11 protein-coding genes are annotated in these 12,182 nt (G+C 67.0%); 5 read left to right on the top strand and 6 right to left on the bottom strand.

The window, feature by feature from the left end; translation table 11 throughout:
* Nucleotides 1-253: hypothetical protein (locus ACKN61_RS21860; RefSeq protein WP_408951213.1), on the top strand; the 253-nt coding region annotated here is incomplete at its 5' end.
* Nucleotides 254-323: 70 nt separating this feature from the next.
* Nucleotides 324-1,937 (top strand): glycosyl hydrolase family 28-related protein, encoded by a 1,614-nt coding sequence (locus ACKN61_RS21855; RefSeq protein WP_408951212.1) that lies wholly within the window; start codon nucleotides 324-326, stop codon nucleotides 1,935-1,937.
* Nucleotides 1,938-2,019: 82 nt separating this feature from the next.
* On the opposite strand, the gene ACKN61_RS21850 is transcribed toward ACKN61_RS21855, so the two are convergent.
* The 4 genes from ACKN61_RS21850 to ACKN61_RS21835 all read right to left on the bottom strand — a co-directional run bounded on the left by ACKN61_RS21850 (nucleotide 2,020) and on the right by ACKN61_RS21835 (nucleotide 5,931).
* A complete protein-coding gene (locus ACKN61_RS21850; RefSeq protein ID WP_408951211.1) occupies nucleotides 2,020-2,760 on the bottom strand; it encodes a 2OG-Fe dioxygenase family protein in 741 nt (246 codons plus the stop codon).
* A gap of 44 nt (nucleotides 2,761-2,804) precedes the next feature.
* Nucleotides 2,805-3,200 carry an MAPEG family protein gene (locus tag ACKN61_RS21845; protein WP_408951210.1) on the bottom strand — a complete coding sequence of 132 codons (396 nt, stop codon included), beginning with the start codon at nucleotides 3,198-3,200 and terminating at the stop codon, nucleotides 2,805-2,807.
* Between the two features lie 133 nt (nucleotides 3,201-3,333).
* Entirely contained in the window at nucleotides 3,334-5,100 is a 1,767-nt protein-coding gene (locus ACKN61_RS21840; RefSeq protein ID WP_408951209.1) for a M28 family metallopeptidase, read from the bottom strand.
* Nucleotides 5,101-5,262: 162 nt separating this feature from the next.
* Complete coding sequence (locus tag ACKN61_RS21835; protein ID WP_408951208.1) at nucleotides 5,263-5,931, bottom strand: hypothetical protein; 669 nt, start codon at nucleotides 5,929-5,931, stop codon at nucleotides 5,263-5,265.
* 251 nt (nucleotides 5,932-6,182) lie between these two features.
* On the opposite strand from ACKN61_RS21835, the gene gpmI reads away from it, so the two are divergent.
* The 3 genes from gpmI to ACKN61_RS21820 all read left to right on the top strand — a co-directional run bounded on the left by gpmI (nucleotide 6,183) and on the right by ACKN61_RS21820 (nucleotide 10,746).
* Nucleotides 6,183-7,733, top strand: a complete 1,551-nt coding sequence (gene gpmI / locus ACKN61_RS21830) for a 2,3-bisphosphoglycerate-independent phosphoglycerate mutase (RefSeq protein ID WP_408951207.1) — start codon at nucleotides 6,183-6,185, stop codon at nucleotides 7,731-7,733.
* Nucleotides 7,733-9,025: a murein hydrolase activator EnvC family protein gene (locus ACKN61_RS21825; RefSeq protein ID WP_408951206.1), complete on the top strand. Its 1,293-nt coding sequence runs from the start codon at nucleotides 7,733-7,735 to the stop codon at nucleotides 9,023-9,025. Before gpmI ends, ACKN61_RS21825 begins: the two co-directional genes overlap by 1 nt.
* A gap of 110 nt (nucleotides 9,026-9,135) precedes the next feature.
* The gene (locus tag ACKN61_RS21820) at nucleotides 9,136-10,746 is read left to right on the top strand and encodes a S41 family peptidase (protein WP_408951205.1); all 1,611 of its coding nucleotides are present in this window, start codon (nucleotides 9,136-9,138) and stop codon (nucleotides 10,744-10,746) included.
* A gap of 129 nt (nucleotides 10,747-10,875) precedes the next feature.
* Here the strand turns inward: ACKN61_RS21820 and ACKN61_RS21815 are convergent, their stop codons facing one another.
* Nucleotides 10,876-11,193 (bottom strand): DUF1820 family protein, encoded by a 318-nt coding sequence (locus ACKN61_RS21815; protein ID WP_031371311.1) that lies wholly within the window; start codon nucleotides 11,191-11,193, stop codon nucleotides 10,876-10,878.
* A gap of 243 nt (nucleotides 11,194-11,436) precedes the next feature.
* On the bottom strand, nucleotides 11,437-12,132 hold the full coding sequence (locus ACKN61_RS21810; protein ID WP_031371310.1) for a rhomboid family intramembrane serine protease: 696 nt from the start codon (nucleotides 12,130-12,132) through the stop codon (nucleotides 11,437-11,439).
* Nucleotides 12,133-12,182: the final 50 nt, after the last annotated feature.

The following is a 12,182-nucleotide window of genomic DNA, read 5'->3' as shown; positions in this document are numbered from 1 at the left end:
ACGTCCCTGTCTTATCGAAAAACGGCGCACGTCCTGTGCGCCGCCCTTCGGGTCTCCACTTGACCGGCAAAGCGCCAAAGCAGATCAAAATCTTGGCTACGGCTACGGCTACGGCTACGGCTACGGCTACGGCTACGGCTACGCTCAGCCTTGCCGACATTCGCGGCTTCGCATTGCTGACTTCGAACCACTACGCAGATATATCTCGCGAGATTTTTTAATGAGCCGCGAAGCATATTCGCGCAATCAATAGGGCAATCGAACCGCACAATCGATTAGCAGCGATCATTCGTTCAGCCGGCGCAACCTCCGGGATTCGATAGATGCATTATGTATTGCCGGCCCGCCGGACTCAGCCAGATCTGCAAAGGAAAAAGCACATGCAAAGGCGTCAATTCATGAGCGTGCCGTTGGCCATGACTGCGGCAGCTGCAGCGAGCGCAATACCGACATCCGCGGCGAGCGCGCCGCTGGCGACGGACGATTACGTGACATTCGAAGATTACGGCGCGGTAGGCGATGGTGTCGCGGACGACACCGCGGCGATCCAGGCGGCTATTACCGATAATCCGGGCCGAGAGATTTGGGCGACGCGCCGCAGCTATCGTCTGACCGCCGCGCTCCATATCGTGCGTGGCGTGGTGTTGCGCGGCGCGCAGGGCGGCGTGCAACTGGTGATGGATGTTGCCGATCGCGACCACATCGTGATCGGTAACGGTACTGAGTCCGGGATGCTCAGCAGTCTGCATACCGTGATCGACGGTTTTACGTTCGTGCCCGGTGCCAACGCGGGGCCGTCCACGACCGGGTCGTGCATCTTCCTCAACTTTTGCGCGTTTTTCGACGTGCGCAACTGCGATTTCTACGCTCGTTACGGTTCCCAGGCTTGCCTGTTCCGGGGAATGACGCTATTCCGGGCCTCGGATGGATTCATTCGCCATTGCCGCCTGCGCTACTTTCGGGCAGATGGCATCCATAGCTCCGGCTCGGCACACGGCTCGAGTCCGAATCCTTACCGGACCGTCGACGTGCGTATCGAGTCGACGCGTATCTATGCCTGCACCGGATATCAAGTCTATTTCGGTCCCCATACCGGTGGCATGTTCGTCAACGACCTGATCCTCATGCAGGCTCTCTATAAGCCGGCGTTCTACATCGATGCCGACCCGGTGACGCAGGACGGCACCAATTTCTTTATCGTCAACGTCAACATCGAAGGCGGTAACAGCGGCAGTCGCGGCATCGTCGTCAATAAAGGGCAGGCCGTGCAGATCGTCGGTGGCTGGGTCGGCGGCATCCTCGGCAACGGCGCAGGGGTGGAACTGGGAGCGGGCGCGAGCTCCTGTGAAATTAACGGGCTGAAGGCCGATTACTGCGGACTCATCGTTCATGGTCCTGCCAATTCGATCAAGAATTGCGATATCACCGGAGACTTGACCAGTACCGTCAACGGCATCGTCCTCGGGCCGGGCGCGAGCGACACATTGATCACTGGGTGTCGGATCCGTCAGTTCACCGGTCCGGCGATCCTTATCCAGAAGCAGCCGGGTGGCCCGGCTCGTTGTGTTATCAGCGGTATAACTCTCAAGGACGCGCCGGCCTCGCCTTATGTCGAGGGCGCCGACTATCGGGAAGGCCCGTCGATTACCGGCATCCGTAGCGACGCCGCCGTTTACATGACGGCAGCTGCGCAGGTGCAACTCAACTATGGCGCAGAGTTCTATCAGGTGATCGGCGGGACGGCGATTCAGGACCTGGTACCGCGAAATCCGGGGCGGCGAGTGACCATTCAGGCCGGTTTGAACGGTGTGACCTTCACCGGCAACGGTGTATTGCAGCTCAAGGGCGGCGCCGCCAGCGTCACGGTGCCCGCATATCGGACCATCGAATTCATGTCCGACGGCCTCAATTGGTTTGAATCGGGAGGCAATCGCTGATTCTGATTCGTCTAGATAACCGCTGACCGATCCGAATCCTGCTGCGCACTTTCGGCAGGATTCGGATCACGGTCGCCGCCCGTCAACGGGCATTTACCGCCCGGAACGTCACCACCAACACATCGCGGTGCGCTTCGCGCGTCGGGTCCTGCGGGGTCACCGCAGTCACGCCGTGGAAGACGCGGGCATCGTCGACCAGGGCGGCGTCGAGCGGGGCGGTCAGGGTGAAACTGCCGAGCAGGCTGCCGTCGGCGGTATGGATGGTGGTCGTGCCGCTGACGATGTTGTGGCGATCGATCAGCAATACCAGCACGTAATCCACGCCGTCGCGGTGCACGCCTTCGGGCGTGGGCTGGCCTTCCTCGTCGCTGCGGGCCTCGATGCGGAACTGGTGCAGTTCGATGTGCCAACTCGGCACCTGCGGCGCCAGCAGGCCGAAGAAGTCGCGGCAGAAACCGAGCACGGTCGCCAAGGTGGCGCCGCTGGCGACCTCGTCGCGAACCGGTTCGAACCAGCGTTCGATGTCGCCCTGCAAGGCGTTGTAATTCAGGCTTTGGTAGTGCGGTTGATGCGGCTGGCGCGCGATGGCGCCGCCGCGATCGGCCCGAAACACGGCATGGCGGCGGCGGCGATGGCGGCCGACGCTGGCGAGGTAGGTGTCCGGCGCCAGGTCGTTCCAGCTGTCGGCGAAGGCGGCCCAATCCTGTAAGGAGCCGTGCCGCTGCAGATGCGTGCGCATGTCTTCGCCGGCGACGAAACGGAAGCCATCGCGACGCAGGGCGTCGACGAAATCCTGATGCTCGGAACTCGGTGCGGGGTTCATGCCTGACTCTGGAAGACGAGAGCGAACGAGCTTGCCGTGGTCGATCAAACCGCAGCCAGGGCAGCCTGCACGAGCAAGGCGACCACGCAGCCGAACCCGATTGCCCAGGCCAGGCTGCGCAAGGAGGCTTTGCGGGTCAGATAGAACACGCCGTGCAAGACGCGACAGACGATGAAGACGACGGACAGGCCGGCGATGATGCCGGTATCGACGCCGGTCATCTGTGCGCCGAGCACGCCGGCCGCGAACGGTGCGAAGGCCTCGAAAGCGTTGAGGTGCGCGGCATACGCGGCATTGCTGCGCGGATTGTCCTGACGGGTCTGCCAGGCGCGGGGATCGCGGTTGTCGTAGCGCTGGCCGCTGCCCTTGGCGAGGGCGGCCCAGGCATAGGGCAACAACGCGGCGATCAGCAGGCACCAATAGGCGACGGTCATGGACATGCGCGTTCCTTCGAGACCGCGGAGAGCGGCTTGCAAAGCCTAGCGGAAAAAACGACGGCGCCCAGGGGCGCCGTCGTCGGTTCGCTGTACGGTCGCGGGTGAGTAGCCGATGCCTGGCCGCTACCCGAGCGCATTACTTGGCCGGAGCGGCCATCAACTTATCGTGCGCCGCGCGGAAGGCATTGCCTTCGTACCAGTTTGGCCACTGCTCGTTGCCGGCCAGGACCTTGCCGACGCCGTACAGCGCATCGAGATCCTGGACCACACCGTCGAGCTTCCAGTTCGGGTCGAACTGGTCGGCGGGCTTGTGATAACGGTGGTCGCGATAGTCGACCTGGGCCTTCTGTCCGGCTTCGGTACCGCCTTCGAGCAGATCGTCGCCGCCCTTGGCGTACAGCGCGGGCACGCCGGCCTTGGCGAAGTTGAAGTGATCGGAGCGGAAGTAGAAGCCGTCCTGCGGGGTGGCTTCGGCGTGCAGCACGCGGCCCTGGCCGTCGGCGATGGCCTTGAGGATGTCTTCGAGCTCGGAGCTGCCGTAGCCGACCACGGTGAAGTCCTTGGCCTTGCCGATAATCGGCATGGCGTCGAGATTGATCACCGCGACGGTCTTGTTGAGCGGGACGGTCGGGTGGGCGACGTAGTACTTGGAACCGAGCAAGCCCGACTCTTCCAGCGTCACCGAGACGAACAGCAGCGAACGGTCCGGCGGCGGCGTTTGCTTGCTGAAAGCTTCGGCGATCTCGAGGATGCCGGCCACGCCGGAGGCGTTGTCGATCGCGCCGTTGTAGATCGTGTCGGCGCCGCCGGCCTTGCCGTCGCCGGCGCCGTGGCCTTCGTGGCCGCCTTCGCCGGTGTGGTTGCCGAGGTGATCCCAGTGCGCCATATAGACGATGGCTTCGTCGGGTCGCTTGGCGCCGTCGAGGCGCGCGATCACGTTGCGCGAGGACTTCTCGCTGATCTTGCTCTTCAGGTCGACCGAGGCCTTGGCCTGCAGCGCGATCGCCTTGAAGCCGCGCTTGCCGGCCGCCTTGTACAGCTCGTCGAGGTTCTGGCCGAGATCGCCGAGCAGCTTGCGTGCGCTGTCGCCGGTGATCCAGCCCTGCACCGGCAGGCGCGGTTCCGGATCGTCCTTGGCCGGCAGGTCGAACTGCGCGCCGGACCAGGAATTCTTGACCACGTCCCAACCGTAGGAGGCGCCGGCATCGTCGTGGACGATCAGCGCGGCGGCGGCGCCCTGGCGGGCGGCTTCTTCGAATTTGTAGGTCCAGCGGCCGTAATAGGTCATGCGCCGGCCTTCGAACAAGGTCGCGTCCTGGCTGTGGAAACCCGGGTCGTTGACCAGGATCACCACGGTCTTGCCCTTGACGTCGACGCCGGCGTAATCGTTCCACTTCTGCTCGGGCGCGTTGACGCCGTAGCCGACGAAGACCAAGTCGCTGGCGTCGAGCTTGACCTCGGCCTGGCCGGTACGCGTGCCGACGACCATGTCGCTGCCGAACTTGAGTTCGCGCGGTTGGCCCTTGACCTCGAGCTTGAGCGAGGTGGCCTCGTCGGCGGTGGTCTCGACCATCGGCACGGTCTGGAAATAGCTGTCGCCGTTGCCGGGCTTCAGGCCGAGGCGCTTGAACTGCGCTTCCAGGTACTGGACGGTCTTTTCTTCGCCGGCGCTGCCGGGCGCGCGGCCCTCGAATTCGTCGGAGGCCAGGACCTTGACGTGCTGGGCGAAGTCGGCGGCGTTGATCGCGCCGTCGAAGGCGTGATCGGCGGCGGTGCCGGGCGTCGCCGCCGGGGCATCGGCCGGAGCCTTCGCGTCCGGTGTTTCGGCCGGCTTGTTGCAGGCCGACAACACCAAGGCGGCGGCCACCAGCGAGGTGGCGGTGAGGAGCGGGGTACGGGACATCAGACCTCCAGGAGCGGCCGGTGGGCCGGGGAGTGGGGGAGGTCCATTCTAGGGGCAACTTTGAGGTGGCGTTGTCCCGTGCGTGGCCACTGGCGGGGGCGGTTCCCGCCTGCACACCCCGGCCCGGCCCGTTCAGCGGACCGGGCCGGTCGGATCGACGGCTTACTCGGCCGGCGGCTTGGGCGTGTTGTAGGCGATCGCGGTGGCGCCGCGGATCGCGCCGGTCTTGGCGGTGGCGTGCACGTACAGGGTGACTTCGCGTTCGAACACCAGCGGGCCGTCGACGCGCGCGTTCGGGCCGATCACCACGCGCGGGTTGCGCGGCTTGAGCTTGATGCCGATGCCGCTGGGCTTGACGTAGTGGATGCCGCCGCTGACGTGCGAGTCGACCCCGACGGTGACGTCGCCGTTGACGGTTTCGATGCCGCCGCTCACGTCGGTGTCGACCAGGCCGATCGCGCCGTTGACGGTCTCGATGTCGCCGCGCACGGTGCCGCCGCGGTCGACGAAGATGCCGCCGTTGACCGTTTCCAGGCCGGCGCTGGCGGTGACGTTGCTGCCGACGCGGATACTGCCGTTGACGGTCTCCAGGCTGCCGGTCTGGCTGCGTGAGCCGACGCTGATGCTGCCGTTGACGGTTTCGGCGTCGGCGACGCGGGCGTTGTCGCCGATCTTGATGCTGCCGTTGACGGTTTCTAGCGTGCCTTGGCTTTCGCCGGAGCCGACGGTGATGCTGCCGTTGACCTTGCTGATGCCTTCGGCAGCGAACGCCAGCGGCGAAGACAGAGCGATCAGGACCGAGAGGCTGAGAGTGAGGCGGGGGCTCGTCATGGCGTGTTCCGTTGTTTGGTGGACAGGGACTGAGATGCGGGCAATGCGCAAACGGTTTACGTGCGGGTAAAGAAATCCTGCATCGGCCGCCGCCGGGCGTTGAGGATCAAGCACTTGCCGGCGCCGCTTCGAGCCGGGCCGGGCCCGGTCCGCCGCCGCGCGGCGGTTGTACGGGGCTTCATGCCCTGCTTCGCTACAATCGCAGGACCCGCCCGTGGCGGCCCCTGCCCCAAGTCATAGGAACTTCCGACGTGTCAGCGCATTCCCGCCCCAAGCCCGTAGTGTTGTTGATCCTGGACGGTTGGGGCCATCGCGACGATCCCGCCGACAATGCCCTGGCCCAGGCGACCCTGCCGAACTGGCACGCCCTGCTTGCGAGCGAGCCGCACACCCTGATCCACACCGAGGGCCGTCACGTCGGCCTGCCGGACGGGCAGATGGGCAATTCCGAAGTCGGCCACATGAATCTCGGCGCCGGCCGCATCGTCTACCAGGACCTGACCCGCGTCGATGCGGCGATCGAGGACGGCAGCTTCTACGCCAACGAAGAGCTGCGCGCGGCCTGCGCCGCGGCCAAGGCGAACGGCGCCGCCCTGCACGTGATGGGCCTGCTCTCGCCGGGCGGCGTGCACAGCCACGAGCAGCACATCTTCGCCATGCTCGAACTGGCCCGCCGCGAAGGCGTGGCCCGGGTCGCCGTGCATGCCTTCCTCGACGGCCGCGACATGCCGCCGAAGTCGGCCGCGCCGAGCCTGGAACGCCTGCAGCAGGTGTGCGAGCGCGTCGGCAATGCGCACATCGCCTCGATCAGCGGCCGCTACTACGCGATGGATCGCGATCAACGCTGGGACCGGCAACTGCGCGCCTGGAACGCGATCGTCGACGCCGCCGGCGAGCATCGCGCGGCGAGCGCGCTCGCAGGCCTCGAGGCCGCTTATGCACGCGGCGAGACCGACGAGTTCGTTGCTCCCACGGTGATCGGTACCGATGAAGCCGGCGCAAGCGCGGCGATGGCCGACGGCGATGCGGTCGTGTTCATGAATTTCCGCGCCGACCGCGCACGCCAGCTGACCGCGGCCTTCGTCGATCCGGCATTCTCCGGTTACGAGGCGCGCCGGCCGAAGCTGTCGCGCTTCGTCTGTCTGACCGAGTACGACGCCAAACTGCCGGCGCCGGTCGCGTTCGGCCCCGACGACCTGCACAACACGCTCGGCGAACTGCTGGCCGCGGCCGGCCTCACCCAGTTGCGCATCGCCGAGACCGAGAAGTACGCGCACGTGACGTTCTTCTTCAGCGGCGGCCGCGAAGAACCGTATGCCGGCGAAAGCCGCATCCTGATCCCGAGCCCGAAGGTCGCGACCTACGACCTGCAGCCGGAAATGAGCTGCCCCGAGCTGACCGAGAAGCTGGTCGCATCGATCCGCTCCGGCGCCATCGACGTGGCGGTGTGCAACATCGCCAATCCCGACATGGTCGGCCACACCGGCGATCTCGGTGCGGCGATCAAGGCCGCCGAAGCGGTCGACCAGGCCATCGGCGCGGTCGCCGCGGCAGTACGCGAGGTCGGCGGTGCCCTGTTGATCACTGCCGACCATGGCAACCTGGAAATGATGCGCGACCCGGAAACCGGACAGCCGCACACCGCGCACACGGTCGGACCGGTGCCGTTCGTGTATCTCGGCTCGCGCAAGACCGCGTTGCGCAGCGGCGGCGCCCTGCGCGACGTCGCCCCGACCATGCTCGACCTGCTCGGCCTGGCGCAACCGGCCGAAATGACCGGGCAGAGCCTGCTGGAGCGCTGATGCCCAATCTGCGCGCGTGGGGTTTACCGGCGCTGGCGACGCTCGCGTTGGCAGCGGCGTCGCTGCTCGTGCCTGCATCGGCCGCGCTGGCGGCGGCGCAGAACAGCAGCCGCGAGACCGAACGCAAGCTCGAGAAGATCAAGACCGAGTTGAAGTCGGTCGCCGCCGAGCGTCGCCAACTCGAAGGCCAGCGCGGCGACGCTTCGCAGCGACTGCGCGCCGCCGACGAACAGGTCGGCCATTCCAACCGCGCTCTGCGCGAGACCGAAACGCGCTTGGCGCGCGAGCAGGCCGCGTTGAAGGATCTGCAGACGCGTCGCGATGAGCTCAACGGCAAGCTCGGCTCGCAGCGCCAGGAGCTCGCGCGCCTGCTGCGCGCGGCTTACGCGCAGGGCAACGACGCGCCGTTGAAGTTGTTGCTGTCGCAGGACAAGGTCGCCGACAGCGGCCGCATCCTGACCTACCACGGTTACGTCCAGCGCGACCGCGCACGCCGCATCGCCGAGCTCGGCACGCAACTGCGCGAACTCGATGCGATCGAGCGCGAGATCGTCGAGCGCCGCGTCACCCTCGACAGCACTCGCAAGCAGCAGCGCAGCCAGCTCGGCCAGCTCGAGAAGGACCGCAAGGCGCGTGCCGCGCTGGTCGCGCAGATCAACGAGAAATACGAAGACCGCAGCACCCGCGAGCGCGAGCTCGGCCGCGATGCGAAAGGCCTGGAGCAATTGCTGGCGAAACTGCGCGCGGCGGCCGCCCGCGCCGAAGCGCAACGCCGCGCCGCCGCCAAGGCCAAGGCCGAACGCGTAGCGCGCGAGGCGAAAGCCGCGGCCACCGCGGCGGCCTCGGGCAAGCCCGCGCGCACGACCACGCCGCGCAAGCCGCCGGTTGCGGTCGCCAGTGCGCCGCCGCCGCAGGTCGGCGGCTTGGGCTGGCCGGTGTCGGGCGCCTTGCTGGCCGGGTTCGGCGGCACCATGCCCGATGGCCGCAGCAGCGAGGGCCTGTTGATCGGCGCCGCCGCCGGCAGCACGGTCAAGGCGGTCAGCGACGGCACCGTGGTCTATTCGGAGTGGATGACCGGTTACGGCCTGCTGCTGATCATCGACCACGGCAACGGCTACATGAGCCTGTACGCGAACAACGACGCCCTGCTCAAGGACGCCGGCGCCGCGGTCAGGAAAGGCGAGGGCGTCGCCACGGTCGGCAGCTCCGGCGGACATGGCCGCCCGGCCCTGTATTTCGAGCTGCGCCGCGGCGGCCAACCGGTCAATCCGAACACCTGGTTGCGACGCTGATCGCGCATTTAACAAAAGCTTGCAAACGCGCCGATTAACGTGCGCAGATAGCCGGTCGAACCCGGGCCGCCTGCCGCGGTCCAACCGGTACCTGTCTCGGAGCTTCGTGCATGTCCCTGCGTCATCCTTTGCGTAGTCTGCTTCCGCTCGCACTCGCGTTCGGCGCCGCTCCGGCCTTGTCGCAGGTAACGCCTGCGCAGCAGCCACCGGTGCAGCAGGCGCCCGAGACACCGGCTTCCGACAAGCAAGCCCCCGACAAGCAGGCTTCCGACAAGCACGCCGCCGAACAACCGGCCGCGGACGAACCCGCTGCGCCGCCGCCGACCCCGGATGCAGCACCGGCCAAGGACCAGGCGGTTCCGCCGGCGCAGGCGCCGAGCAAGGATGCGCCGGCCAAGGACGCGCCCGGGCAGAAAGCCTCCGAGCCAACCCCGGCGCAGGACAAGCCCGTCCAGGACAAACCCGCCGACAAACCCGCCGACAAACCCGCCGCCGCCAAGGCCAAGAAGGGCGACGACGCCGGCGATTCGAAGGTGCCGATCGAGGAAATCCGTCGCTACGTCGCGGTCTACAACGCGGTCAAGCAGGCCTATGTCGAACCGGTCGACGACGCCAAGCTGATGCATTCGGCGATCCGTGGCCTGTTGTTCGATCTCGATCCGCACAGCGTCTATCTCGACAAGGTCGCGGCCGAGGATTTCGACGAGCAGTCGCGCGGCGCCTACGACGGCATCGGCGTGGAACTGCAGCGCCAGCCCGACGGCAGCCTGCGGGTGATCTCGCCGATCGACGACACGCCGGCCGCGCGCGCCGGCATCAAGGCCGGCGACCTGATCACCGCGATCGACGGCAAGCCGTTCAAAGTCGACGAAGGCGACAGCTCCGGCCCCCTGCGCGGCCCGCCCGGCAGCAAAGTCGTGTTGACCATCGTGCGCGAAGGCCGCGACAAACCCTTCGATGTCACCGTGGCGCGCGAGACCATTCGCGTCGCCAGCGTCAAGGGCCGCATGCTCGAACCCGGCTACGGCTATGTGCGGGTCAGCGCGTTCCAGGCCGACACCGCGGCCGATTTCGAAAGCCAGTTGGAGAAGCTCAAGACCCAGGCCGGCGGCAAGCTGCGCGGCCTGGTGATCGACCTGCGCAGCAACCCCGGCGGCCTGTTGACCTCGGCGGTGCAGATCGCCGACGACCTGCTCGAGAAGGGCAAGATCGTCAGCACCCGCGGGCGCATCGCGATCAGCGACGCCGAGTTCGGCGCGACCCCGGGCGATCGTCTCGACGGCGCGCCTGTGGTGGTCCTGGTCGATGCCGGCTCGGCCAGCGCCTCGGAAGTGTTGGCCGGCGCCTTGCGCGACAACGGCCGCGCGCGCGTGGTCGGCAGCCGCACCTTCGGCAAGGGCTCGGTGCAGACCGTGCTGCCGCTCGACAACGGCGACTCGGTCAAGCTGACCACCGCGCGTTATTACACCCCGAGCGGCAAGTCGATCCAGGCCCTGGGCATCATCCCCGACGTGCTGCTGCGCGCGGCCAAGAGCGAAGACGACAAGCGCCCGAGCTACTACAGCGAGGCGACCTTGCCCGGCCACCTGCATGGCGACGAAGAGGACGCGCCCGGCACCAACGCCGGCGAAGTGCTCGAAGGCGATGCGCCGATCGCTTCGGCCTTGGCCGAGCTCAAGAAACCGGTCGCGACCGCGGCCGACGCCGGCGTGCGTCGCTGACGCAGGCGTCGCCGATCGCGGCGCGGGCCAGGCCACGCACAAACGAAAAACCCGGCCGCTGGCCGGGTTCTTTTCTCGTATCGCTTCTCGTATCGCTGCAAACCGTTGCCGAGGTTCGCCGGGCCGCGCTCAGCGTGGTTTGGCCGGTAGCGGGAACGGCGTCACCACTTTCTCGCCGGTAGTGGCGTCGCGGATCGCCGACTGGCCTTTGCGCTCGACTTCCTCGATCCGCACGATGCTCTGCATCGGCAGGTGCAGCACGCGGGTGCTGCCGAATTCATCGCGCAGACGCTCCTCGGTCGGGTCGACCACCAAGCCTTCGTGCAGGTCGAAGACCAACTCGCTGACCTCGGTGAACCCCCACAGATTGCCCGAGGCGATCTTGCGCGCGTACAGCTCGTAGATCTTGCCGGCGTTGAGGAAGGTGACTTTGTAGAGGGTGGCCATTGTGGAGCCGGGAATCGGGAATGGGGATTCGGGAATCGTAGGAGCGGCAATGCAGCTGCCTGTGGTTAGCGTGGGGCCGGCGGGCTGCGATTCAAGAGTGATCGAGGACCGCAGGACGGGAATGGGGAATCGAGAATCGAGAATCGTAAGAGCGGCGACGGCGTTGCCGGTGCCATCGTAGGTCGGCCGTGGGGCTCTGTTTTTACGAATCCCGAATCCCCATTCCCGATTCCCGGCTCCTGATCAATAGCCCCGCTTGCGCCGCAGCCTTCGCGCGATGCCGGCGCGGGCGATCAAGGCGAACGCGCCGCCGAAGGCGAAACCGGCCAGATGCGCCGACCAGGCCACAGCGCCGAAGGCCGGGCCGATGAAGGTGAAGACCACCTGCAGCAGGGCCCAGACCCCGATCAGCAACGGCGCCGGGACTTTGACGAACTGCAGGAACAGGCCCAGCGGCACCACCACCCCGAGTTTGGCGTTCGGGAACAGGGCCAGGTAGGCGCCGATCAGGGCCGAGACCGCGCCGCTGGCGCCGATGATCAGCCGGTCGGGGGTGCCGATGGCGATCACCGCGGCCAGGTTGGCGACCGCGCCGCCGAACAGGAACAAGGCCAGCAGCCGCCACGGCCCCATGGCGCGTTCGGCCGGCAGCCCGAAGATCAGCAGGAACACCAGGTTGCCGAGCAGGTGGGCCCAGTCGGCATGCAGGAACAGGGCGCTGAACAGGCGCAGCGCACTGCCGTCGCGGATCGCCTCCCACCAGGCCAGCGGGCTCGACAGGCCGCCCGACAGCGCCCCCCATTCGAGCATGAGCCGGCGTTGCTCCGGGTCCGGCAGCACCACCGCCGAGACGATGAAGCACAGCCAGAGCAGGGCGAACAGCAACGGGGTCGCCCAGCGCAGCCGGGTCCGCTCACGCGAGGGAATGGCGACGAACATGGCCTCAGCTCCGTCCGTCGGGCACGGCCGGGCCGGCTCCCGGAACGGGG

This window comes from Lysobacter sp. Hz25 (genome assembly GCF_046097045.1).
GTDB classification, from domain to species: Bacteria; Pseudomonadota; Gammaproteobacteria; order Xanthomonadales; family Xanthomonadaceae; genus Lysobacter; species Lysobacter antibioticus_B.
Note: the sequence above shows the minus strand (reverse complement) of the source record. Positions and strands in the feature narration are given on the sequence as shown.